This window comes from Neorhizobium sp. T7_12, assembly GCF_002968535.1.
Lineage (GTDB): Bacteria > Pseudomonadota > Alphaproteobacteria > Rhizobiales > Rhizobiaceae > Neorhizobium > Neorhizobium tomejilense.
This window is the reverse complement of record NZ_PVBK01000002.1, coordinates 602,635-626,136: the sequence shown is the minus strand read 5'-3', so window position 1 is coordinate 626,136 and position 23,502 is coordinate 602,635. Positions and strand designations below refer to the sequence as shown.

General features: G+C 55.2%; 20 protein-coding genes and 1 pseudogene. 14 read left to right on the top strand and 7 right to left on the bottom strand.

The window, feature by feature from the left end:
* Positions 1-86 precede the first annotated feature (86 nt).
* Together C5J26_RS09005 and C5J26_RS09000 are read right to left on the bottom strand one after the other, a co-directional pair.
* Entirely contained in the window at positions 87-1,139 is a 1,053-nt protein-coding gene (locus C5J26_RS09005) for an SEFIR domain-containing protein (protein WP_105401410.1), read from the bottom strand.
* Positions 1,140-1,224: 85 nt separating this feature from the next.
* Complete coding sequence (locus C5J26_RS09000; protein ID WP_105401409.1) at positions 1,225-1,839, bottom strand: recombinase family protein; 615 nt, start codon at positions 1,837-1,839, stop codon at positions 1,225-1,227.
* Between the two features lie 276 nt (positions 1,840-2,115).
* On the opposite strand from C5J26_RS09000, the gene C5J26_RS08995 reads away from it, so the two are divergent.
* The 3 genes from C5J26_RS08995 (at position 2,116) to C5J26_RS08990 (ending at position 3,437) form a co-directional block, all read left to right on the top strand.
* A complete protein-coding gene (locus C5J26_RS08995) occupies positions 2,116-2,475 on the top strand; it encodes a hypothetical protein (RefSeq protein ID WP_105401408.1) in 360 nt (119 codons plus the stop codon).
* A 10-nt stretch (positions 2,476-2,485) separates the two neighbouring features.
* The gene (locus C5J26_RS32600; RefSeq protein ID WP_172745795.1) at positions 2,486-2,638 is read left to right on the top strand and encodes a hypothetical protein; all 153 of its coding nucleotides are present in this window, start codon (positions 2,486-2,488) and stop codon (positions 2,636-2,638) included.
* Between the two features lie 91 nt (positions 2,639-2,729).
* The gene (locus tag C5J26_RS08990) at positions 2,730-3,437 is read left to right on the top strand and encodes a hypothetical protein (RefSeq protein WP_105401407.1); all 708 of its coding nucleotides are present in this window, start codon (positions 2,730-2,732) and stop codon (positions 3,435-3,437) included.
* A gap of 35 nt (positions 3,438-3,472) precedes the next feature.
* Here the strand turns inward: C5J26_RS08990 and C5J26_RS08985 are convergent, their stop codons facing one another.
* Entirely contained in the window at positions 3,473-3,868 is a 396-nt protein-coding gene (locus C5J26_RS08985) for a hypothetical protein (protein WP_105401406.1), read from the bottom strand.
* Positions 3,869-4,704: 836 nt separating this feature from the next.
* Between C5J26_RS08985 and C5J26_RS08980 the strand changes: the two are divergent.
* Both C5J26_RS08980 and C5J26_RS08975 read left to right on the top strand, forming a co-directional pair.
* A pseudogene (locus C5J26_RS08980) lies at positions 4,705-5,456 on the top strand (IS5 family transposase).
* A gap of 321 nt (positions 5,457-5,777) precedes the next feature.
* Positions 5,778-6,353: a hypothetical protein gene (locus tag C5J26_RS08975; RefSeq protein ID WP_105401404.1), complete on the top strand. Its 576-nt coding sequence runs from the start codon at positions 5,778-5,780 to the stop codon at positions 6,351-6,353.
* Positions 6,354-6,621: 268 nt separating this feature from the next.
* On the opposite strand, the gene C5J26_RS08970 is transcribed toward C5J26_RS08975, so the two are convergent.
* The gene (locus tag C5J26_RS08970; protein ID WP_172745794.1) at positions 6,622-7,593 is read right to left on the bottom strand and encodes a hypothetical protein; all 972 of its coding nucleotides are present in this window, start codon (positions 7,591-7,593) and stop codon (positions 6,622-6,624) included.
* A gap of 383 nt (positions 7,594-7,976) precedes the next feature.
* The gene (locus tag C5J26_RS32595) at positions 7,977-9,350 is read right to left on the bottom strand and encodes an integrase family protein (RefSeq protein ID WP_172745793.1); all 1,374 of its coding nucleotides are present in this window, start codon (positions 9,348-9,350) and stop codon (positions 7,977-7,979) included.
* Positions 9,351-9,672: 322 nt separating this feature from the next.
* On the opposite strand from C5J26_RS32595, the gene C5J26_RS08960 reads away from it, so the two are divergent.
* From C5J26_RS08960 to C5J26_RS08935, 6 genes are all read left to right on the top strand, one after another.
* On the top strand, positions 9,673-11,958 hold the full coding sequence (locus tag C5J26_RS08960) for a hypothetical protein (protein WP_105401402.1): 2,286 nt from the start codon (positions 9,673-9,675) through the stop codon (positions 11,956-11,958).
* An 82-nt stretch (positions 11,959-12,040) separates the two neighbouring features.
* On the top strand, positions 12,041-12,829 hold the full coding sequence (locus C5J26_RS08950) for a hypothetical protein (RefSeq protein WP_172745792.1): 789 nt from the start codon (positions 12,041-12,043) through the stop codon (positions 12,827-12,829).
* Between the two features lie 197 nt (positions 12,830-13,026).
* Entirely contained in the window at positions 13,027-13,548 is a 522-nt protein-coding gene (locus tag C5J26_RS32590; RefSeq protein WP_172745791.1) for a hypothetical protein, read from the top strand.
* Entirely contained in the window at positions 13,532-14,539 is a 1,008-nt protein-coding gene (locus C5J26_RS08945) for a DUF2726 domain-containing protein (RefSeq protein ID WP_172745790.1), read from the top strand. The genes C5J26_RS32590 and C5J26_RS08945 overlap by 17 nt, the downstream gene beginning before the upstream one ends.
* A 109-nt stretch (positions 14,540-14,648) precedes the next feature.
* The gene (locus C5J26_RS08940; protein WP_105401399.1) at positions 14,649-14,930 is read left to right on the top strand and encodes a type II toxin-antitoxin system ParD family antitoxin; all 282 of its coding nucleotides are present in this window, start codon (positions 14,649-14,651) and stop codon (positions 14,928-14,930) included.
* Complete coding sequence (locus tag C5J26_RS08935) at positions 14,920-15,231, top strand: type II toxin-antitoxin system RelE/ParE family toxin (protein WP_105401398.1); 312 nt, start codon at positions 14,920-14,922, stop codon at positions 15,229-15,231. The genes C5J26_RS08940 and C5J26_RS08935 overlap by 11 nt, the downstream gene beginning before the upstream one ends.
* A 398-nt stretch (positions 15,232-15,629) precedes the next feature.
* On the opposite strand, the gene C5J26_RS08930 is transcribed toward C5J26_RS08935, so the two are convergent.
* Both C5J26_RS08930 and C5J26_RS08925 read right to left on the bottom strand, forming a co-directional pair.
* Entirely contained in the window at positions 15,630-17,336 is a 1,707-nt protein-coding gene (locus C5J26_RS08930; RefSeq protein ID WP_172745789.1) for a M48 family metalloprotease, read from the bottom strand.
* A complete protein-coding gene (locus C5J26_RS08925; RefSeq protein WP_105401396.1) occupies positions 17,336-17,797 on the bottom strand; it encodes a hypothetical protein in 462 nt (153 codons plus the stop codon). The genes C5J26_RS08930 and C5J26_RS08925 overlap by 1 nt, the downstream gene beginning before the upstream one ends.
* A 55-nt stretch (positions 17,798-17,852) precedes the next feature.
* Between C5J26_RS08925 and C5J26_RS08920 the strand changes: the two genes are divergently transcribed.
* The 3 genes from C5J26_RS08920 to C5J26_RS08910 all read left to right on the top strand — a co-directional run bounded on the left by C5J26_RS08920 (position 17,853) and on the right by C5J26_RS08910 (position 23,400).
* Positions 17,853-18,095 carry a hypothetical protein gene (locus C5J26_RS08920; RefSeq protein ID WP_105401395.1) on the top strand — a complete coding sequence of 81 codons (243 nt, stop codon included), beginning with the start codon at positions 17,853-17,855 and terminating at the stop codon, positions 18,093-18,095.
* Between the two features lie 236 nt (positions 18,096-18,331).
* On the top strand, positions 18,332-19,246 hold the full coding sequence (locus C5J26_RS08915; protein WP_105401394.1) for an ArdC family protein: 915 nt from the start codon (positions 18,332-18,334) through the stop codon (positions 19,244-19,246).
* A 143-nt stretch (positions 19,247-19,389) separates the two neighbouring features.
* Positions 19,390-23,400, top strand: a complete 4,011-nt coding sequence (locus C5J26_RS08910; protein ID WP_105401393.1) for an NACHT domain-containing NTPase — start codon at positions 19,390-19,392, stop codon at positions 23,398-23,400.
* Positions 23,401-23,502 lie beyond the last annotated feature (102 nt).

The window sequence follows — 23,502 nt, the reverse complement described above, 5'->3', positions numbered from 1 at the left end:
GACGGCTCTGCCGCCTCGTGAGAACCTCCAACGTAGACTCCATGGAGAAACTCCTTGTCGCTCATCCATGGAATGTCGATCACAGATCAGGCGGCGGCAGGCAATGTGGGGGCAGAACACCGGTTACGCTTATTGTCACGTTCGCGCCGGTCATCCCAATAATACTCGTTATCAAGGAACTCCTGCGCTGCCGTGAACTGCTCATACCTGAGGAACATGCCGACGCAATACAGGAACAGCTCATGGGCGATGAACCTGTAATTGTCGAAGTCCCATTCGGTATAGTTTCCGGACCCTTGGAAATCGAAGTACGGGATGCACTTTTCGAAGAAACGCCTTATGGCCTCTGTCTGGGCCGGGACCGGGGCATATTGCGCAATTACCGCAAACAGCTCGATCATCTCATTCCTGTACGGCGTAAACTCCTCGATGCTGGCAACGATGACGTCATCGAACGTCTGTCGCGTTGCGGGCTCAGTTTTCACTCGGAAGTCTTCCAGACCCGAGGCGATGATGTCCAGATACTCCCGCACCGCCGGACCAGCGTTGACGGAACCCGAACGCACGGCGTCCATCGCGCGGCGATGAGCGGCTGACGACAGGATTTTCCCAGAGACCGTTTTTCCTTCAAGAAACGATGGCCGCTGCCCCTTGGCGGGCCGCACGTGCACCTGCTGTCCCCATGCCCAGCGCACGATCTTGTCGAACTCCGTCGCGTACGTGGAGGGGTCGGTGAGGTCGAAATAGATACGGCCCTTGTAGTATACCGGCAGGAAGGCCTTGCCCTCGCGGTCCCGCTCCCGCACCACCGCCGCGAACTTGTCCTGCGCCGTATGGTTGTAGATTTCCGGGGTAATGATCTGGGCTTCGGTCCCTGCCCCGCCTTTACGCCCATCCGACTTCTTGGCATACATTTCATCGCAGATGAGCAACACCTTGGTAACGGTGGGATCGGCAACCATCTTTTCCATGAAGGCATTCGCATCATGCCCCGGCTGCAAATCCCACTTATCGAGAAGGACGTTTATGCCTTGGCTCGTCAGTTCCTCGGCAAGCTGAAGAACCCACGCCTCATGCTCGGGCGTGGTCCAACTGTATGAGATAAAGAGCTTCGGTTCGGCTGCACTCGTCTCGGTCATTTCCACCTCGGTTTCCGTTTTGTTCTAAAGGCGCATCTTTGGTATGCGCTGGTGCAAAGTCAATACGATACAACCTGATGCGCACTTATCCGGGCATGTTTCTCACGATATCCCCTGCGGGTCGCTGCGGTATCAGTTTGACGCGATTTATAGTGCTTTCACTGACCCCGAACGCCAGTGCAATCAGAGCGCACGACTCACCGTTTGCTCGCAGCTCCGCAGCCTTTGCCCGCTGAACTGGCCCAAGCTTCGGCTTCCGGCCAAACTTCACGCCCCTCTGCCGCGCCATCTCCCGGCCATGCGCCGTATTCTCCAAAATCCGCAACCGCTGCCAGCGAGCTGCCCAACCGACAATAAACAAGATCAGGTCGGAAAACTCCGAGGTCGTGTCGATGAACGGTTCATCAAGCAGCCGCAGGCCCGCGCCAGCCTTCTGCACAGCAGCGACGATGTTCAACATGTCGAGCGGATCGCGGGCGATGCGGTCGGTGACGGTGGCAAGCACCAGATCGCCGGAGCGGAGGGATTGAAGCAGCGCCGCGAGTTCGGGGCGGTCGTCCCGGCTCTTGCCGCTGCGCTTCTCATGGAAGACTTCCGCGCACCCGGCCGCTGCCAGCTTATCCAGCTGATAGGCCAGGTCCTGTCCCTTAGTACTGACACGGGCATAGCCGACAACCCGACTTAAAACGTGTGTAGTCATGTTCAAAACCTCCCTATGTGGCGGAAAGCCTTGAACTCCTTAAATATTGTTAATTATAGACGTAGGCAATTTCACCTATTTATAGGTGGTCAAAAGTCACGAGTTTTGCAAGTGGGGAAGATTCACATTTATTTTTCGATTTATATTTTAGCAATACTGAATCTATTCAAGTTTTCGTTTCTGAAAAGACATGGACCAACTCACCGCGATGGCCGTCAAAACTCGTGATTTTTGATATCCAAAATCTCCCGCCATCCCGGCGCGTCGAGGATATCCATGGTCCGGAAATTCGGAATTCTCCTGCCCTTGCTGGCCTGCTCCCTGGCCACGGCCTGCAATCCATTCAGCCTCAAAAACGCTATTGTCGGGCGCTGGGAAAGCACGACGTGGCGGTACTCGAAACAGTATATTTATGCCGACTTCCAATCTGACGGCACGTTGACGTTTCTGACCTCGTGGGGAACCCACGAAGGCAAGTGGAAAATCCTAGATGACGGCCAGTTGAAGGTCACATTCAGCTCCGGCAGCAGCAAGACCTGCAAGGCTTCGGTTAGCGGCTCGACGCTGACCATCGAGTCTCCCGCCTGCATGACGTGGCAGGAGCTCGGCCCAAGCGTGACCCTCGAAAAGCACTAGGAGAACCACCGTGATTTTCATCATCATGATTGTTGCCGGTATCGTCGGCGGGTTCATGGCTCAGGCCAAAGGGAAGAGCATTCCCCTCTGGTCCATCCTCTCGGCGTGCTTCCCGTTTGCCCTCATCTTTCTGGCTTTTATGAAAAAAACACCTACCACCTGACCCAAAGGCCAAAAACCCGTTGAGACACAACTCAAGGTTCGGCAAGCTTTGGCGAGAGCTTAACCCCCTGATCACGTTGGAAAGAAGTAGGATGTCCATCCGCAAACTCCCTTACCTCGCCATGGCAGCGTGCCTGCTGCTCTCCGGCTGCGAGCAGAAAGACGACCGCCTGATCGGAAAATGGGTAGACGGCAGCCGAACGCTGGAATTCAAGAAGGATGGCCAATTCACGGTTCGGAAAAACGGCACCGACCAGACCGGCACGTGGCAGCGCTACGGGCAGGACGTCAACCTGACCTTGGCGGGCGAAGAGGCCACCTGCGGCGTTAGGCAAAGCTATAAGAACCAACTCATGCTGATCACCACGAACGAATTCGTTTTCCAGGCCTGCAAATTCCCCTCGGCCTACTGGCGGGTGGACCTCCCGGCGGAGAAGCGTGCCGCGTCACTGGTGGCGTTCAACTGCCAAACCAAGGGCCAGACACTTGGTCGGATGCCCTACACGCCGGAGTTCAGAATCGAAGCCGATAAGAATGACAAGCTTGCCTGCTTCGGTAAGACAGGCAGCGGATGTCAAATGGTATGGTTCAGCACGATTGCCACGGATGACCTCTTCTCGATGTCGGTATTTTGGGGGGATGGCACCGCCGACGATTTTTCGGTCAGGGGCGGCAGCGAGACGGGCAAACTGGAACTGAGACAGTCCTCCTCGAACAAATGCCGTGTGAATGGCGGCATGGAATCCTGCGAATTCAGCAGCTACACGTCCGTCGGCACCTGCGAGAAGGCCGCGCCCTGACGGAAAGGAAATGGAGAGGTTTTGGCATCCTGCCGCTACTGCCTGCGATAGTAGGCATTCCAGGCGAGCCTGATGTCGAAAAACGACCACTCCCTGCGACGGCCGAACGCCGGACTGGGACGGCTGAAGCATTCGGTCAGGCGGCTTTCACGCTGGAACTTCATGAACCACGCAGTGGATTTCGGCTTGCCGCGCGTGGTTACTGTAACGTGGCGGATTATGCCGCTATGCGCCCAATGGTCATGCGGATCGGCAAGTGACGTCGGGTCAGCGAGGTAGGCCCGCAACATCTGCAAGGTGGCATCGTCCGGCGCATGGTGAAGTTGAGCGCGGAGTTCAGCGACAGCCAGAGCCGCTCCTTGTTTGGCGGCTTCCGCCAGCATGTCCCGCAGTTGCGTATCGGTCAGCACAAGCGCTCGCATGGCTTCCATGAGCAAAGACTTTCATTGGTGGGATTGGTATACGGCGGGAGATCACCGCAAATCCATTGCCGCACAGTTGAAAAATGACGTCAAGCTGCATGACCTTGGGCCGCCCATGTGAAGCTGTCGTGGTCTCCGAGCCAGGCGGGTATATAGTTTCTCGGTCACCCCAACCTGTCCTCCACTCGAACGTTCGAAGCTACGCCCCGTGCAGCATCGGTAGCCGCGGCCGTAGGCGTCGCGTGTCCATTGCCGCTAATCATGACGGTGTCGCCATCCCCGTGGCATCACCGGCATGAACGCCACTGCATCCGGCGTCATCCCCTGTTTGAGTCGGGCGTAGAACAAGGCTTGGCTTACGCCTCTTGATGCGGCAACCGGCCAAGCTAATCGACCGTCAGCGAGGAATGTCGATAGCTTAAGCGACGGCCGCTGTGGCGGTGATCTTCTCTGCCGTGAGGGAGCGGGATGGGTTGCTGCCTTTTGGGCCGACCAGCGAATGCTAAGCCGATGGTAGAAGACCTCAAGTGTCACACCGTTGGCCTCTGCCACTGGCCACGCTAGCTGTCCGTCATCCATCATTATAGAAAAGTGAGGTAATCTAGGATCTTCGAAAGGCTCCGTCATTGCCCCTCCTATATAGAGTTTGCGTTCGCAGCGATTTATCGTGCGACCTCAGCTATCTAGCAGAGGCGCTGATACCGATAAATTCAATAACTTTGCAAGCGGATGGGCGGCATCAGGAACAATAGCAGCCGTGCGGTTGCGCGCCCTAGGGTTTGTTGAGTATCAGGGTTTTGGTCATTTCGGTTTTGTGATTCAAGCTCCTTTTGGGGAGTTTGGAGATGATTCGGACTGTCTTGACGGACGCCCAGTGGGAGAAGATGGCTTCTCATTGCCTTGGCAAGGGCAGCGATCCCGGCCGCAGCGGCGGCGATAACCGCCTGTTTATTGAAGCGGTTCTCTGGAAAGCGCGCACCAACAGCCCCTGGCGGGACTTGCCGGAAGACTTCGGCAACTGGAACACAGTGTTCAAACGCTTCGACGACTGGTCGAGAAAGGGAGTATTCGAGCGGATATTCGAAGCGGTCTCGGATGATCCGGACATGGAATATGCGATGATCGATGCAACGATCGTTCCGGTCCACCGCCACGGACACGGCGCAAAAGGGGGACTCAAAATCAGGCGATCGGAAAATCGAAAGGCGGCTGGACGACCAAAATCCTCGCCTTGACCGATGCCCTCGGAAACCTCGTGCGCTTCCATCTCCTGCCCGGCCAGCGCTACGACACGATCGGTGTGGCTCCCCTGATAGAAGGGATCGATTTCGGTGCGATCCTTGCCGACAAGGCGTTCGACGCCAACTGGATCATCGAGGAGATGAACGAACGCGGGGCAACGATCATCATCTCGCAGCGTCCGCAACGCAAGCGTCCCATCCAGATCGACAAGGAAGTCTATAAATGGCGACACCTGATCGAAAACTTCTTCTGCAAGCTCAAAGAGTTCAAGGCCATCGCCATGAGAAGCGATAAAACCGACAGAAACTTCTCCGCAATGATCTACGCTTGCGCCGCTGTCATAAACTCAAGATGAATCTCAACAAGCCCTAGTTTCGGTCGCAGACGTCGTTATCAGGCCAGCCACATAGTTCGTTGCATGTCCTTGTCTGCTATGCGCCCTGATATCGGCCATTGAGCTGGCCTTCGCGACCTCCCGAAAGCAGCCGCTCGCCTGCAATGCGAGAGATAAGAAACACTGAATGGAAAGAGATCCTTCGGCCTTTCTGCAAACATCTACTCGCCCGGTTTCGCTTGCGGTGAGCTCATGTTCCGGTATTCATCCTGAACCCAACAGAGATTTTCAGCCGTCACTGACGATCAGACCGTTGTGCTAGTAGATCGGGAGACAAAACAGTTGCCACAGCTAAACTTCAAAAGGCTTCCCAGAGCTTCGGACATTGCGGAACACCTGCTCACAAAGGCTGAACGGGCGTTTGGTCCCCGAGATACCGATTGGACTTTCGGTGGCGTCACCGAATGGCCAGGGGGGCCACTGGTGCTCTATCCGGACGACAAGGAGGCAATGATTGGAATTTCGCCAGGCGTGGATGCTGACGAGTGCAGACTTCCGTTCCAGCTTGCGCATGAGGTGGTGCATCTGCTGTCCCCACACCGGGGGCAGTATGATGCCATGATGATTGAGGAGGGGGCTGCTGTTTGGTTCAGCATTTATGGCCCCGAGTTTCCGATCGCCGATTACAAGGGTCGAGCACTCGATTACATTCGCACCCACGCCGACACTCAGAACTATAGATGCGCGCTGGATCTTCACACTAATTTGGATGCCGTATACCCCGACTCTATTCGAGCATTAAGGGCGGCCCGGCCACGGTTCTACGAAATGACGCCGGAATTCATCGTAGAAACGGTGGGCGCTTCCAAAGAACTCGCAGATCAGCTTTGCGAACGCGTTACCATGCGACCACGTTAACCCAACGGGCTTTGTCATGAACGGCTACTGCGAACGCATACGAGCTACCGGCTAGCATACACGTGACATCGCTCGCCAAGTTCGCGGTCCGGGACGCGCCTCCATTTCGGTCGTCAGCCGGGCGGACGCTCGATCCTAAAAGTCGTCTTTCGTTCAGGCGGCGCGGAGGGATTTCTATTGCTTGTTCCGGTTGTGGATAGCTGGCCGCGAAAGCGCTGGCACCCGACAAGCTGCCAATGTATCGCATTACGCAGCCGCGCCTTACCGTCTAGTCGTTGACGAGCTTTAAGACCGCCGCAATGGCCGTGGCCACCGGAGCGACTGTCCCGGCGACCTTGCCAAGGATTTCGACTAGGCCCCTGCTTGAGGCTTCAAGGAGCCACCGTTTAGGTTTATCAGCCTTGGCCTCCTCAACGAACGTTTTAAGCTGGCTTGAAGCCGTTTCTTTTTCTGCACCGTCCGGCACTTTTTCTAACGCCTTGGCCGAAAGCTCGACCACTTCCGTAAGCGCCGTCGCCAGTTCCATAGCGCCTGAACTGGCAGCCGCCTGGTAGGCGACCTGGATGTCTCGCCCGACTGTGACTGGGCCATTCCAAGTGGAACCATCGGCGAGATTGATTGTAATGTGGTTCGCCATGCGGGTTTCCTCCGGCGGCTTGTTGCTTGTTGGGAAAAGGCCATCCTGGCAGCTATCGAAACTGTGGACCAACCCACGGAGGCCTAATGCCGACATGCGTTCCCTCCACTCGCTTACCAATACGTTCTTCACAGCCCAAGGTGTGTTCTCTGGCCACAACGGGCGCCTGAAGAACGCCGGATCAAGGGCTGCGCCGTGAGGGTCTCTAGTCTGAAGTATCAAAGCGCAGTCGGCCTTGGCCGGATCAGTGAACGTCTCTCGCGTCATGCCGATCCTCGACAGAGCCTCGGCGGCCATTTCGACCGACATTGTGATCTCCGGGTTTTGCCGATCGCGTTCGTGGAGGCCCGGCGCGTGGAAATACTCGACGTGACCCGGTGCGCCAGCGGCGATGGCGATAAGTCGCGGCGCTTCGGCCGAAATCCTTGATCGCTCTGATAGGAAGGCGGCGTCGTCTAGGACGGATTTTAGCGCGGCCAAATCTTCGACCCCTTTGGAGTTCTGATTCCCGATCGCAGACCCTACGAGGTAATTGGCGAGACTCAGGAGAGCCTTGAAATATGCTTCGACACCATCTCGGTCAGCAAATTCGGAGATCTCCATTACGGCGGGCAGCCTAAGCAAAATGCGCGCACCCACCGCAGCGGCCTGTTCTCGAGAGAGATCTTGATATCGAACCATTTCTCACCTTGAGCTTAGGATGGCTACATTACTTCCTAACTTAGCATAGGCGTGCCAAGCGATACAGATGAAGTGATGATTTACTCGCTGATTAACTGGGCACTTCGTTTGCAGTCTTGGGGTATTGGGTGCGATCTAAGCGGCGTTACCGACCCACTTCTGCTGTGCGAGTGCTGCCGCCAGTCCTCTCGCCAATCAACGGCAGCTATCGATGCGCAGCGCCCCTAACCCGCCAGTCTGCCTCCGGCCCATACCTGCCGCTTGTCATGAGTGTGGCAAAGTCAGCCTTTGCCGCAAGGCGAACTTCATCCCACGCCCAACAGGACACCAAGCCTCTCCGTGACCGGTCGCAGGGGGTCAACCAGGCCCAGATCGTAGATCATGGTCGTTTCTAGGTTTCCCTTGTGATCGACGTAGTGGGAGATGGCTTCGTGGGAGACCCCCTGCCCCGTCAGCATGAGTGAAATCGCAATCCGCTTCAGGTCGTACAATTGGAAATAATCCGGGACGCCAGGCAGAGCTTTGAAGCGAGCAAGCCCCTTGCGGAAGTTGTCGCGCTTTTGAGTGGAGTCGGTATGGGACGGAAATACCAGTTCCGCCTCCGGCCACCGCAGGCGCTGCGCCTGGACCATTTCGGCTGCCCGGCTGTGGATCGGTACCGAGCGGAAGGAGTATTCATATAGGGCGCGGGAAAGCTTGATGCCTTTGGTGTTGTGTTTGTGCCAGATCAGCTTTTCGAGATCGAAATGCTCAAACTTTGCCGAGTTAAGGTCGCTTGGCCGTGCCATCGTCAGAAAGAGAATGCCCATGTAGTTGCAGAGTTCAAGCATCTGCTCGTTGGCGCCTTCGACCCGGATTTTTACGAGCGCCATGTCCCGCTTGGCGAATCCGGAGAGATTGTCGATCTCCGGCGGAGCCGCCAAAACCGGGTAGAAAATATGCGCAGCAATTTGCCGGATCTGCTCGGTCGTGTAGTCGCGGCGGCGGCGGATCAGCTTACGGGGTCGGATCGGGCTGCACGGATTGCGCATATCCACCAGTTGCATGCGGATGGCCCAGTTATAGAAAGCCAGGACGTGCTGGAGTGCGTTGTTGAACACGTAGTGCGACGTAAATTGCTTCAGGAATTCCTCGATATGCAGCGGCTTGATGGCGGCGATCGGCCGGTCAGCGAACATTGTGCCGAAATCCTTGTATCCCCGCCTATTTTTGCCGCGTCGAGTAACGGCCCGCGGCTCTCGTTTTAGCCAGGACGCCACAAACGTGGTGAAGCTGTCGCGGTATTTTTCGGAAAGGGTGCTTAAATGGCTTTCCCAATACTGGTCGATCCCCTCACGGACCGTCATGAAATGCTTGCGGCGCGTATCGACCCGTTCAAGATCGGGGTCTTTTCCCACTTCGAGCTGCTGCCCACGTGCTATAACCGCCAGACGGGCCGATGCCACACTGTACAGGGTGGTCGAACCGAGCACCTTACGGCGCCTTCTGCCGTTGAACTCGAAGGCATGAACAAAGGACTTGTGGCCCAACGCCGTGACGCGGAGACCGAGGCCGGAGACGGAACCGTTGCGGACCTGGCCGTTCGCGGTGATCGCATAGTCCCAATATAATTCCTGGTCCTTCCCTTCGGGGCAATGCGCAGAAAAAACAATATCATCAGTAAGAAATAATTGCGGCATTTCATGTAACTTCCATGTAACGGATTTATAGCAAATGTTACATGGAAAGTGAAGTAATGATGTCTATATATTAGAAAAAATGACGCAATTACAACGCAATATATATTTCTATATTCTCGGAATATCGTCATGCTGGCGTTTGGGACCAGAGGGTCGTAGGTTCGAATCCTATCTCCCCGACCAAGTTTTTCAATGCTTTAGATGTCAAAAATTGCAATCCTAGGTACGCCATGTAACTGTCATGTAACGAAGCGATGACCAGCGCATCTCGGATATATATTTCACACACCTTGCCGGTACCACCCGAAAGAGTTTGCCCATTATGATTTCCGTAAGACTAGAGAAACTCAATTTCATCGTCGATGAGATCAGGTTGGCGTTTCATCTGGCGATGCACGTCACCGACCCCTTTATGGCGCGCACCCTCACGCGTCACATCCTTGTCAGGACGGAAAACTTCATTGAGCATGCACGCGGCCTCCGTAAGCCGCTCATTCAGGCAGGCTTTGACGCGCGCAGTTTTCACAAAACCAAGGAATCCTACGCGACCGAATTCGAGGAATATTTCAAGGTTGCAAGGCACCGGCTCGGCGCGCACGTCCAGGATTTCGATTTCGGCAAGCGTATCGAACTCTGGAACGATATCGAAATCGTCAAGATCAGCTTCTTTGTCGATGGAGCCGAGGAGATATACCGAAATCTCGCAAGCCTAAACATACCGGGGTATCTCCCTTTAACCAATCCGCCGGAACTCACGGACTCCTCCCTCGTCGAGGCTCTTCGTCAGTACCAACGTGCTGCAGACAGCCGGAATTGGACTGAGGTGGGGACCGACCCGCTAGCCATGACGCGGAACAACGCGGTAGCGGTTTTAAATACCACCCCGGTGCATGCCCGCGCGGGGCAACTGGCCTTGATCCGCCGTTGGGTCGCCTTCCAAAGCGATCTCCTTGAGAGGCTGGCCGACTACCCTCGGATTGCTCGTATTCTAAAGGCGCGGATCATCACCGATCTTGTCAGCTTTTGCGACTGCCTTGTAACGCGGCCCGTCTCCCCCGGCGCGCCTCAGATGATGGACGGACTCGATAAGTTGATTACGGCTAGCGGCCAGTCTTCCGCCCCAATTGACAACTTTGTTGCCACTTCGAAGTTTCAGACTCGTCTCCAATCAGCACGAGCTATTCGCGATACCATTGGCGCCCATCTCGAAATCGGCGATGCTCATACAGTCTCGTCTCTCATTGCTGATCTTGACGCTTACGACTTCCAACAAGCCCTCAGCTTCTATGGGCGCATCAGCGCGACATTCACCAAGACGTGCAACAGCATCATCTTCTTGCGAATGTACGCCGCTGACGGTCAGAGAATTTTCGGCGTGAGTGCCAGCCGCACGCCAGCAGTACCCTACGCAGGTAACAACGTCACCGCCCCACGGCTTCCACCCGACCCTCTCGCGATAGATGACGAAGAGGCTTACCGAGAGAACCTGACCCGCTGGCTCGACGGTGATGGCACCCAAAGAGACGAGGCCCGCCATTTTTTCTGGGGCGCCTTTGCAGGTTCACTGACCGTTGAGACGATTGAGGAAGTTGAAACTCTCCCTTCGGGATACCGCCGATCGTCGCACGAAGTCCGTAAAGCCCACCAATTTATTTCCTCGACGCTATCGAGCGAGCTTTCAGATTCTGATTTCGCTGGCGTCCTTGGACTCATGTTGGCGTGCCGAAATGGTTGGCCCTATCCGCTTGCGGAACTCCTCGTCCGCCACGGTCATAGCACTTCCCTATCCAGGCAATGGCGAATCTGCCACGCACTCGGGGAGATCGGGAGTGCTCCCCACGCGTCGGTAGAAGGATTTTTGAAGGCTCAGGCCCATTCTAAAAGCTCGCCAGTCCGCCTTGAAGCCGCACTTGCACTATTTAAGACGTTCGTGAAGACCGAAGGCCTTTTCCGCACGAACAATAGAGGGCAGACGGGAGCAGACTACGACACACTGGCAGAGTCATTGATAGCTTCCATGACCGAGTCCGAGCGGTTGGTTTGCCTGCTCGCCTTCGCCAGCATTCTCAGCAGTCCCGGCATAGGGTCACTATCCCGGCCGTTTGAAAGCAATTACGGCGCCCTTCAAGTCAAGATTGAAATGCTCTGCATCCCCTTTTTGAAAGGCGATGAGAATCTGACGGCGACACTGAAGAAACTCGTTCAAACAAGTGACTATGTCGGCATCTGCCTTCTGGTGACGCTTGAGATTGATGGGCGCGATCAATCTCCCTTGGGCGCAGCTCTCATCGATAGTTGCTGCAATGGATCGATCGCCACGGCCGGCCATGATCAGGCGTCCCGTCACTTGGCAATGTGCTTTCTGCTGAAGAAGGAACACCGTACTGCGTTCGAAATCACCGAGGGACTGGCGTCCCGGAATCCTGATTGGTTGGAGATGCAGATACTCGTAGCCGAAATATTAGGGGAGACGCTCGGTGCAGAAGACGATGCCGCGCGATGGATCGCTGATCTGCGCCAGAATTATGCTCTGGCCTCTGAATTCGAAACCCGCCTCGCGGCCATCGAGACAGAGATGACAAAACGAATGCCGGTCGGAGCGCCGTAAGCTATCTTCTGCGGGACCAGACCCGATACCGACAAAGGTGATATCGATATAGTCAAAAGCGTGCGGGTGGTGGACGGCCGGCGTGACCTTTCCGCTTTGTTCTAACCATCCACAAACCAAGACCGAGGAGATGCTGCAAATGGGAAACCCGACACACTTCAGTCTGGATGTGCCCAAGCGGGCCCATCAGCTTCTTCGTGAATTGTATGACCAGCTTGGCAATTCCGAGGGAACCAAGCTTCCGTTGAAGGCAACGTTTTTGCTTTCCGTCTCGATGCCAATGGTCATCCTGCCCGTCGAACGTATTCTGAATGCCAAGCAAAAAGGTCATATGGATGATGCAGTGATTAATCCAGGACTTGCAGACGCGGTCGGTCAAGCCATCAATCTCGAAGCTAGAGTCCACCTAGCAGGTTTTTTCACGGGCCCATGGCAATACGCGTCGCTCGAAAAAGGATCCGGCTTTCCAAACCTAGCTGTCTGCGGCCTGCCCGACGATATCGCGGAACAACTTGACGCTCCCGATGCGATCGAGGCGGCTAAGAATTTGTCGACCGACCATTTCTGCAGAATCCTCCGCAATGCTCTCGCCCATGGGGGTGTCCTCTATCTTGATAAGCACGGCCGCTCCCCCTCTGGCGCCGCGGTGCAGCGCTTTGCGTTCGTCAGCACCGACAGGTCCACCAACCCAAGGAAACTTTACTTCCTCCGTATTGGAATGGCCGACTATCGGGCATTCCTGCAGCGCTGGGTCGATTGGCTGAAAGCCGAAGCGATGGAAAAAGTGCTGGCCGAGGACGTAGGGCTGGCCACCCCCGAAGCCGACATAGCGGACATTGAAGAGCAAACCGCTGGAAAAGCAGGAGAATAGTCATCGACGCTGCATTCTTTCTCCGTCGTCGTACACGCTTTATCCGTCGCTACTATGCCACGGGCATTGAACCCTTCTGCGAGATCTGTCGGAAGATCGATGCCGAGGAACACCCATATGACGAGCCGCCGCCGTCCTTCGATCCCGAGTATGGCGAACCGGCATTCCTGGAGGAGTGGATCGAAGCGGATGAGGGCGTGCAGATCGTTGGCCGATCGGCAGTATCACTGCTGTCCGACTCCCTGAAGCTCTATTTAAAAGCCTTGGAACGGCAGGTGGAATTCCACCTGGGCGAGGAAGAAAAAGCGACGGCCAAGAAAAACGGCTTTATTGCCGCCTACAAAATGGCGTTAGGCAAAGCCCTCGATATTGATTGGGCCAAGTGCCCTGTACGTTTCGATGTGATTGAGCAAATAGTCCTGACGCGGAACCGGGTGCAGCACGGTGACTCGCTGTGGGCTCTTAGCGCTCGATATGATCCTCCTACGCTCACGAAGCATCGCAACCTCATTTTCGCCAACGATTCCGAACTCGAAACGTGGATGAATGACGGGGCAGACCCCGGAACCTGGCTCGCCCCACAGGTCACAATCACCAAAGAAAGCCTCGACGTTGCGGTCGCCGAAGTTGAAAAGCTTGGAGATTGGATCGAAGCACAGATTCAAAAAATCGACGTCCGCCGACGATCGGCAAGCATCTCATATGAAACAGGCAAGTAGCCTCGAAACTGGCCTCCTCTCCAGCGAACGGCTACACTGCCGTATGCTTCGTAAATTCCGCAACCACAGTGAAAATCGGCTTCAGCAGCAAATCCGTTCGGCTATTGAGCGCCATGGCGCCGAATTGCACGAAAAGGTACGAATTGCCGATATCGTAGAAATCGAGAAACTGGATTCGCGAGCTTCGGGAACTTACGCGCTTCAAGCCCACTTCGATTTCGTGCTGATCGATGAAGATCAAAAGGCGGTTGTCGCTATTGAGTTCGATGGCCCCGGTCATGGCTCATCCAACGACGACTTGAAAAACTCTATCTGTCAGCAAGCCGACCTGCCGTTATTGAGAATCTATGGTTTTGAGGAGGTGCGGGAGGTCAACGCCATCACCCTCACCCGCTACCTCGTTGAACTCATTTTTCATGCACGGATATTTCAGCAGATGAGAGAAAGCGGGCAGATCGCGCCCGACGAACCCTTTACGCTCAGCGCCTTCCTGAAAGAGGACGCCAAACACATCTTTGACAGCGAGTTTGACTTTGTCGCCAATGCAAATGGCAAACTCACGAAGGCACTCCGGCAATATGGACTAGCTGACGGCCCACTACCTCATCTCGGCATGAGCCATGTGGTTCTTCGGTCACCCGACAACCGTCTACACGCATTCGTCAGCATCAACTCCACGAAGGGACCGATTGTGGGGACCGCCACGCTGAAAGTCAGCATCCCCTCGCCGGGGTTCCTTGCCGACATAGGCACTGTGTCGTTCGAAATTGCCCAGTTTGTCGAGAGTATGGCATCCGACAGCCTCCTTGAAAACATTCGCCTGGTGGGAACAGGTGCTGGCCATGTAGTCACTCACGCAGACGAGCGACTTGAAGAGCTGAAAGGCTTAGCTCTTCAAGGCTACACGCTGGTGTTTGGAGGTGGTGGAGGCTCCTCTACCGCAAATCTGATGGGCGCATTTGCTGCTGGTCGAGGGGGCAAGCTCTTATAATGCCGCAGGCACCTATGCGATCAGGCACATTCCCCTGCCCTTTCATAATTGTTGCCGTCCATGTCAGTTGGTAGTAATAATTACTACCATAAGCAGATGGAGGTGAACCATGGCCAATGTTGAAAAAGTGAGCGTCTCAATGACGCCGCAGCACGCCGAGCTGTTGCGCGACGCCGTGCAGAGTGGGGCTTATGCCAGCGGAAGCGAGGTCGTCCGCGAAGCTATGCGCGACTGGTCGGCCAAGTGGATGCAGAAGCGCGAGGACATCGCTAAGTTGCGCGCCATGTGGGCCGAAGGCAAGGCGAGCGGCCCGGCCGTCGATGCGGATTTTGATGCCGTATTGGACGAAGCGCGCGAGGAATTAGCGGCTGCCACGACCGATGCCCGCTAGACTTGTTTGGACGCCGAAGGCCCGTGCCGACGTCAAGAAAATCTACGTCGATATCGGTAAAGACCAGCCCCGAAGCGCGGAGCGGTATTTCGCCAATTTCCGGTACAAGGCGGAAATGCTGATCCAGCACCCCCGCCTGGGTGAGCGTCATCCGGAAATCTTCCGTACCGCGCGGATGCTGGTCGAAGCGCCCTATGTCATCCTCTATGAGACCCTGCCGGACACCGACGAGGGCGATATCCATACGGTCGAAATCGTGCGGGTGGTGGATGGTCGGCGCGATCTTTCCGCTTTGTTCTAAGACTTCCGATATGCTCAAACGGACTACCGGCTTTTTCTCGGCCAACTATTCGGCTGGCGTGACGACGGCACGGCGGCTGTCACCTCTGAAAAGTCCCAGGCAGTCACCATTCGTGTCACGTATCATCCAAATGTGTCCTGGGCTGCTCTGGTATAGAGCCTTCATCTTGGGACGGATGGTACCTAAAATCGCCTCCACTCCTTCAGTTCCAATGGATGCAACGCGCACAGGCCTAGTCCCCGCGTTGATAAATTCCATCGTTGTCTTGGGACCGTCGTCAATTGAACGGAGCGTCCCGCGCTTGGCACAGTTTGTCGGTACATGAACGGGATGCCCCAGGTAGGCTCCCATTCCACTTGCTACACCAACTAGGGCGATGGAAGCCAACCAGTTGCGCACTAGGAGCCTCTTACGCCGACGACAGTTGCTGATTCCAAACGACGGAAAATCCCGCCCCGGATGGAGTAGGCGACTGCGATCGCTAAGACTGCCCAAAGAGCAAAGCCCCCGAATGCGCCTACGACGATGGCGAGCCGCTCGTCATTGTCGGCAGGGTCCTTGATCACATCCCACAACACGAGAGTTGCCCAAAAACCCGTGAACAGCTGCGCGACAGTCATAATGGCAAGTCCGCAGAAAAGTATCCACTGCGTTTCTGAGACGCGCTTCTTCCTTGTGCCACTGAGGAGATAGCCGGCGAGCCAGTACATAAGTGTGGATACCAAAAAAAGACTAATGGTGAAATCTAAAGCAATATTAAGGGCACCCTCTGGGTATGATGGTACCCATCCCGAGAATCCACTTTCGAGCAACGATTTGAAGTAGAACGGGTCAATCACGTCGCCGACCACATATCCGATTCCCAGCGCGATTACGATCTTCAAACAAGCGAAGCAGTAATTCGACAACGTCCGCTGGGTAAGCCTGGCTTGAAGAGCTCCGCGGAGAAGCGTCGCAATCGAGAGTATGATTACTGCATCGATCAGGATGAGACCAACACCTGTCACGAAAAGGTAAGCATTGTCCTCGGCAATAATGCCGACAAGTTTGGTGATACATCCTGCACCATCGCAAGACCACGCGTCGACAGAGTCGTCAGCAGCATATTTTGCGCGAAGGACTTCAGCGAGACTATCGATGATGGAGAATAGGTAGCCCGCAGTGAAAAATAGGCTTGGCGTAGGAAATCCCGCCTCTCTGTATTCGACCACAGCTGCCGCCCTCTGAATCCTAGTCGGATGAGCTCGGATCAATCCGCGCAGCCGCTCTAAAAAATGGACCTTCCCAATTGCGGCCTCACCCTGTCCCAAGGCCGCTTGTACGGCAGCAACGTCGCAGCAATGCGCGGCTTCGGCATCTGCCATAAACTCGCGAGCGCGGATAAAAGAGCGGTGCTCCAGCCACAATGCTGCTATCCACATCGCGCCGACAACAAGCAGGGGTACACCATTCGCCAATACAAAATACCATGGCTCACGTACGGTGTAGACCTCGTCTTGATAATACAGGAAGGCGAAGCGGATGAAGTTCGCAGTCCAGTAGACTGCTACAGCCATGACGAGAGCAGCGGCTGCAAACAGAAATCCGATGGCCAAAAAGCCAGTGTCAACGTCGTGATTTCTGATGTGGGACATCTCATGGTGTAGTTTCGCTCGAAAGATGTCCGGCCGCTTTCGAAACTGTATGACGTTTCCTTTGCCCAGAAGGACGCGCCGCCTAAAAGGGTAGCCGTAGGCAATCGCATCAAAATTTCGAATGTTGTCGTCCACCAGAACCGTCACATTGCGCAACCCAATGTTTGCAGCGGCGCTGGCAATCTCTTCCTGAAGTTCTCCGGGAGCCACTACAAGTTTGCTGGTGAACCGCGATTTGCAGAACAGGGGATGGGCAAGATAGACGCCAACCGCAAGCAACCAAACACAAATCACCATCAGCGCCGAGGCAACCACGTTCAAGGGCTGATTGAAAATGTTTAAGAACTGAAGACCTTCCAGCACTTCGTTTCCATACCAGAGCGCCATTAGCGTTACGGTAGCGGCGAGTAGGACGAATCTGACATTGGTCGCACTAGGCAAAGCGTTAGGATTGAACGCTTTTTCCGCCATCACTCCTCTCCGAACTTGGCGAATATCCATTCGTTGATTTTTACGATGTTATCCTGGGACGCCTTGATGTCGCGCCCGGCGACCTCCACTCTCCGCGCCAATGACAGTATGCTATCCTTTTGGAGGACGACGGGAGCCTTCCCTTTCGTCTTGTCCTTCAGCCACTTGTCAAGCTTTTGCTGCAGAGCAACTCGAACGGTCTGAGAGGAATCCCTCACAAATTGGCCTGCGGCGTCCTTTCCATTCTCCCAGACAAACTCGACGATTTCTTTTCCAATCGTAAGAAGGAAACTCGTGAGCATCACCATACCCGCGTCGCCACCGCCAAATCCGAGAAAGCTCTCTCCCGGCACTTGCCCAGCCGCCTCGGAAGTTACGATTTCGTCGAAAAACTCGAGTTCCTCTGGTGCCGTATCGGCGACAATCTGCCGCGTCAGGTCGCGCTCGAACATGTCATTCATATGCCCGTCCCCCAGTTGCCCAAGTCATAATGTCATAGCCATCTTTGATTGCAAGATGGCGGTTCCGGCGACGGCATCATGGGTGGAGGCCGACGTTACGACGCATATCAGCCTGCATCCGGTTCTGCGGACCGAGATCGAACAATCCGTCATTCGATTTCCGCCCTTGCGGGTAACGATGCACGGCAGGAGTTCTACGGCGGCGGCCGATCCTCAGCCGCCTGAATATCTGTCGCGCTATCGCGCGCAGGGCACCCTTTTTCCAGCTTACACCGACGACCGGGGCATTTTCCAATAGCCTCAGTTCCTCCGGCCCGCCCCATTCGGCCAGCCGCTGCGCTGGGCTGGCCTCCCGTGTTGTCGGAACGTCCCGCCCTTGGGCGGTGAAGCTTTGGAGCCCCGTTCTTTCGGTCGAACGTCCAACCCGCTGACGCGGGCTTTTAAGGTTGGACGCTCGGCGCTGGCCAAGGGTTCATGCGCGGCTTTGAAGAAAAGAGCTTCGCAGGTTCAACCCCTGAAAAGCGAGGCTTTCCCATGAAACAGGACATTTACGAGAAGATCACCAACCACATTGTCGCCGACCTGGAAAAAGGCGTTAGGCCGTGGATGCGGCCATGGAACGCCGAACATGCGGCAGGCCGGATCACGAGGCCGTTGCGGGCGAACGGTGTCGCCTATCGCGGCATCAACACGATCATGCTCTGGTCGGAGGCGGTCACCAAGGGGTATGCCGCGCCGATTTGGATGACCTACAAGCAGTGCGCGGAGCTTGGCGGGTATGTCAGGAAGGGCGAACAGGGCAGCCTTGTCGTCTATGCCAGCACGCTTCACCGCAGCGAGACCGACGAGGCGAGCGGGGAAGAGGTCGAGCGCGATATTCCCTTCATGAAGGGATACATGGTCTTCAACGTCGAGCAGATCGAGGGATTGCCGGAACAGTACAGCAGACCGGCGCAGGCGATCCTTGACCCAGTGCAGCGCCTTGCCGATGCGGAGGCCTTCTTTGCCGCCACCGGCATCGAGGTTAGCCATGGCGGCAACCGCGCGTTCTATTCTGAAAGCGTTGACCGGGTGCAGATGCCATTCTTTGAAACGTTCAGGGACGCCGAAAGCTATTACGCCACGCTGGCCCATGAAGAAATTCACGCGACGAAGCACAAGAGCCGCCTCGCCCGCGACCTTGGCCGCAAGCGTTGGGGTGACGAGGGTTATGCCGCCGAGGAACTGGTGGCCGAGCTCGGCAGCGCCTTCCTTTGCGCCGACCTCAATATCACGCCCGAAGTTCGGGAGGACCACGCGGCCTATATCGGCAATTGGCTGGCGGTCCTTAAGGGAGACAAGCGGGCGATCTTCACTGCTGCCGCCCATGCGCAGCGCGCTGCGGATTTTTTGCACGCGTTGAGCGGCAAAGCTGACGGAGCTGACACTGAAGACCGGCAAGTGGCTTGAGGAGCGGAGACATTGTAAGTGCAAAATCCTGGGTAACCCCAGTGAATCAAATTAACTGGAACCTCGTTTCGCAGTGATCAATTTTCTGGGGAAATAACGCTGTGTAGTTTGCTCAATACGCGCGGAGCGAGCATTATGCCGTAATGAGCTATGTTCCGCGTCGCATTCAGATAGCTAGGCCAAATGGCGAAACAGAGATCCTTTCCGAGGATGAATTCGCTTCTCTTGACGCGCCTTTAATTCTTCTCGGCGAGCCCGGTGCGGGCAAAACCAAAACCGCCAAGGCCTTGGCAGCCATGCCGGGAAAGGCGTATTTCACCGCAGACCTACTGGCGACTGGTTCTCCAGCCTCAAATCTCCCCGAGTACAATCCCGTAATAGACGGCCTGGATGAAACACCGGGTGATGGTTCGGGATCTCCGTTGCTGTCGATCCTGAGGCGACTTGAAGAGAAAAAGACCTCCACCTTCATCCTGACATGTCGTGCAGCTGATTGGGCAGACATCCAAAATGAGCGCATGGTCCAGAACTGGTTTGGGAAGAAACCAATAGTCGGCCACCTTCAACCGCTAAATGATGCTGAGATTGTTGCGGTGGTCGACGCGGTTGGCAGCTATGCCGCGGGCGGGCAAACATTCTTGCAACAGGCAGAAACTCGAAACGTTACCGACCTAGCCAGAAATCCCCAGGCTCTTATCCTCCTTCTTGCGGCGATAGCGGAAGGGGGATGGCCTCGCTCTAAAACGGAACTTTATCAGCGCGCTTGCGAAAGCTTCGCAACCGAAAAGAACGAAATTCACCAGTCGCTCAATCCAAAACGCCCTTCGGTCGACGACATTTTATCAGTTACCGGATTTATTTGCGCTCAATTACTATTGTCAGGAAAGCGAGGCGTAAACGTTGATGGGCGTGATCAAAAGTTGTTCACTAGGATAGGTGACCTCACAAGCGATGCGGTTGGTTTCCCCGATATTGAGGCAGCTGCTTCGTCTCTCCTTTTCGTATCGTCGGCACCAGGAAACGTCGAACCATATCATCGAACTATAGCCGAATATCTTGCAGCAAGGTGGTTTTCCGATCGTTTGCGTGATGGAACACTTTCAATCCGCCGATTAGAAACGCTTTTCTACAAGGGTGGCAACGTCCCCGTCTCCTTGCGCGGCGTGCATGCTTGGCTTGCAACGCTGGAGCGAGACGTTACCGAACGCCTAGTCGAGCACGACCCCTATGGTTGCTTCCGCTATGGCGACGTTCAACAATATTCCGTTGAGCAGGCGCGGGATCTGCTAAAGCAACTACAGAATCTAGCGGCAATGGACCCTTATTTTCGTAGTGAAGACTGGGAAGGCCAAGTTGGCGGAGGCCTCGCCAGACCCGAGCTTCGTGATGAGATCGTCGAGCTGATGGGAAATCCAGACGTTCCCTACCAGCTAACAACAGTTATCCTGGAATCTCTAAAGGGGACGGAGTTTGTTGCAACCATCCGCGATGAACTACGCAACGTCGTACTCAGCGAGAATACCCCTTACGTGGTCCGGGATCGTGCCCTAACCGCCCTGGAAACTGATAGCCTCTCCGAGGATTGGCATGATCTTGCTCTAAAGCTGATCGCAAGCGCTGAACATGGTTCGGCGCGCATGGCCGTGGAAATCGCCATAGACCACCCCCAGCTTTTTGAGGGAGCGGAAATTGCCGCGATAACGAACGCTTACGACGAGGTGAACGAGAAACTCTCGCAAAACCTTCATCTGGGAATTGCATACCGTCTGCTACCGCGAATGTCACCGGAGCAGCTTGCTTCCGCAATACCGATATATTCAGGAAAGCTGCCGCATGAGCGTTATGATCGCAGTAAGCTGGATCGTAAAGCCGAGGAACGTCTCCTCGATGCACTTAAAGTCTACATTGAAAAAGGTGGTCAACCAAGTGCACAGGAACTCTGGGAATGGTTAAGACATGTGACCCGTTACCAATATCGGGCACAGGATTGGCCTGCATTTAGCCTACAATATTTTAGCCAGCGAACCGATATTCGTCGGCAAATACAAACTTTGGCACTGGATACAGAAAACGCCGCCGAGCGTCGGATGACAAGCTTTTATCTCAGCGAGATGGGAGCTGGCCTTACATTTCAAGAGAGCGATATTGCCTTTCACCTGGAAGATCTTGCCAAGCGAGCGTCTCAGCTCAATGACTTTATCGAACGGTGGAGAAACCTAGTTGAATGGATTTTCCTCAACCAAAGCTTCATAGGCCAAGCTGAAGCCGTCGCGCGGCAGCAGGCGGAAAGCCGTCCTGAGCTTCAGACCATCCTTGACGAGATAACCAATCGGCCGCCACCATCGTGGGAACGGGAGCAGGAACAAAGGCAGCGGCGCTGGGAAACAAAGCAGAAACGGCAAAATAGCGCCCGATATCGCAGTTTCGCAACCATTAAAGAGGAAGTGCGGGAGGGACGTCATCTTAGCGCACTCTATGATGTAGCGACCGCCTATATGGGTCTCTTCACAGACGTAAATAGCATTGACGACCCCATCCGCCGCGTCGAATGGATGGTCGGCTCAGAGAACGTGGAAGCGGCCCTGCAGGGAATCGCGGCGGCGTGCCTGCGAAATGATCTTCCAACGCCTCGTGCCATCGCCACTCTCGAGGCTGAAGAGAAACAGCGTTACTTTCTCGAAAAGATAGCTTTAGTGGGCTGCGCATTGAGGCAATCGCAAGGTGGTGACGTAGCATCTCTGCCCCGAGAGACTCTGATTTGCGCTTTAGCAGCATGCCAATGGGGACTCTATTCCCAAGAGAAGTATCTACCTGGCCTTGAAGAAACGTTGACCCGGTTGGTGTTTTCCGAAACGGCCGAGATGAAGTCCTTTGTCAAGGACACGATCGAGCCGCTTCTATTCCGGGGCAACGCTCACGTTTCAGGTCTGAATGAAGTCTTGAGCGCTGAGCGCTTTACAGCACTAGCCTCAGAACTCGGGATTGAATGGCTGGCAAGAAGTGGCGAGATGTCCGATCAGTCACTAAGGCACATATTGAAAGCAGCTTTGAACCTTTCCGATCGTGCTGCCCTGTCAGATCTGGTAGCCATGAAATTGCAGGCAAACGTTTGGCCTACTCCTGATCACCGAGACCTATGGTGTGCGGTCGCATTTCTCGTAGATTTCCAACGCTTCGGGCAGACAATAAGAACTTTAGCGACCACGGAAGTCGACACTTTGTCGGCTATTCGCCTAATGCTCTCCGGAGAAACGAAAACACTAGCCAGCCAGATATCTGTATCCCAACTGAGCTTTCTTATTGAGACTTATGCCTTCCGGTTTCCTCTGGTGGGAATGCCGCAGTCGGGATGGGGCGAAAATACTCCGTACGAAAGCGCGCGCTTCCTTGCGGCATGTATCGCCGGTCTTGGAGAAATTGTGACGGAGGAAGCCCAATCCGAACTTGAGCGTCTGGTGGCCAGCGGCAAGTTAGGCAACCACATTGATAATATGCGCCACGTCCTAGCGGAACATACCCGCGCCATGGCTGAAGCCGATTGGTCAAATCACACGCTCAAGGACGTGCGCCATATACTGCTGGGCCGCGCTCCGCAGACGATAGAAGACCTGCAAGCCTTGGTGGCGGACCAACTTCATGCCATGCAAGATAGACTGCAGAACGGTAGCTTTAACGCTGTCAGGCCGTTCTGGGACAACACCGTTCCCCATCGGGAGAATTACTGTCGCGACCTCATAGCGACGCATATCGAGCCCCACCTAGAGAAGTTGGGTATTCGCGTCCACACTGAGGGTACTATGCCATCCGACACCCGTTGTGACCTGTTGTGCACAATCGGCGCGATTGACCTCCCGATCGAGATCAAGGGACAATGGCATGGAGAAATTTGGACGGCCGCAAGTGTGCAACTCGAAGGAAACTATTCTAGGCACTATCGAGCAAACGGAAGAGGAATTTATCTTGTCATATGGTTTGGCGACGTACCCGGTATGAATCCGCCGGGTATTCGCGAAAATGGGCGCCCCGAGAGCGCCACAGCAATGTTGAAAGCTATCCCAGAACGTTCACCGACGAAGATTTCGGAAAAAACGACTCTATTCGTGCTCGATGTCTCTAAGTCGCTGAACGATCAGCGAAAAGATGGTGGCAGGTAAAATCTTTGGCACCATCTTGGACGCTATGCGCTTCAAAAGCCGGATTTCGCACTTTTGGAAAATCAGGGATCGATCCTGCCAGCCTTTCTCGAATCTGTGAGC

What these genes read in the sequence shown, in the direction of transcription:
- C5J26_RS08995 (WP_105401408.1), top strand. Translation starts at nt 2,116, where the DNA reads ATGGTCCGGAAATTCGGAATTCTCCTGCCCTTGCTGGCCTGCTCCCTG.
- C5J26_RS08970 (WP_172745794.1), bottom strand. Translation starts at nt 7,593, where the DNA reads ATGGAGATCTCCGAATTTGCTGACCGAGATGGTGTCGAAGCATATTTC.
- C5J26_RS08990 (WP_105401407.1), top strand. Translation starts at nt 2,730, where the DNA reads ATGTCCATCCGCAAACTCCCTTACCTCGCCATGGCAGCGTGCCTGCTG.
- C5J26_RS08985 (WP_105401406.1), bottom strand. Translation starts at nt 3,868, where the DNA reads ATGGAAGCCATGCGAGCGCTTGTGCTGACCGATACGCAACTGCGGGAC.
- C5J26_RS32595 (WP_172745793.1), bottom strand. Translation starts at nt 9,350, where the DNA reads ATGCCGCAATTATTTCTTACTGATGATATTGTTTTTTCTGCGCATTGC.
- C5J26_RS08930 (WP_172745789.1), bottom strand. Translation starts at nt 17,336, where the DNA reads ATGGCGGAAAAAGCGTTCAATCCTAACGCTTTGCCTAGTGCGACCAAT.
- C5J26_RS08910 (WP_105401393.1), top strand. Translation starts at nt 19,390, where the DNA reads ATGAGCTATGTTCCGCGTCGCATTCAGATAGCTAGGCCAAATGGCGAA.
- C5J26_RS08925 (WP_105401396.1), bottom strand. Translation starts at nt 17,797, where the DNA reads ATGAATGACATGTTCGAGCGCGACCTGACGCGGCAGATTGTCGCCGAT.
- C5J26_RS08960 (WP_105401402.1), top strand. Translation starts at nt 9,673, where the DNA reads ATGATTTCCGTAAGACTAGAGAAACTCAATTTCATCGTCGATGAGATC.
- C5J26_RS08935 (WP_105401398.1), top strand. Translation starts at nt 14,920, where the DNA reads ATGCCCGCTAGACTTGTTTGGACGCCGAAGGCCCGTGCCGACGTCAAG.
- C5J26_RS09005 (WP_105401410.1), bottom strand. Translation starts at nt 1,139, where the DNA reads ATGACCGAGACGAGTGCAGCCGAACCGAAGCTCTTTATCTCATACAGT.
- C5J26_RS08940 (WP_105401399.1), top strand. Translation starts at nt 14,649, where the DNA reads ATGGCCAATGTTGAAAAAGTGAGCGTCTCAATGACGCCGCAGCACGCC.
- C5J26_RS08945 (WP_172745790.1), top strand. Translation starts at nt 13,532, where the DNA reads ATGAAACAGGCAAGTAGCCTCGAAACTGGCCTCCTCTCCAGCGAACGG.
- C5J26_RS08920 (WP_105401395.1), top strand. Translation starts at nt 17,853, where the DNA reads ATGGCGGTTCCGGCGACGGCATCATGGGTGGAGGCCGACGTTACGACG.
- C5J26_RS09000 (WP_105401409.1), bottom strand. Translation starts at nt 1,839, where the DNA reads ATGACTACACACGTTTTAAGTCGGGTTGTCGGCTATGCCCGTGTCAGT.
- C5J26_RS08915 (WP_105401394.1), top strand. Translation starts at nt 18,332, where the DNA reads ATGAAACAGGACATTTACGAGAAGATCACCAACCACATTGTCGCCGAC.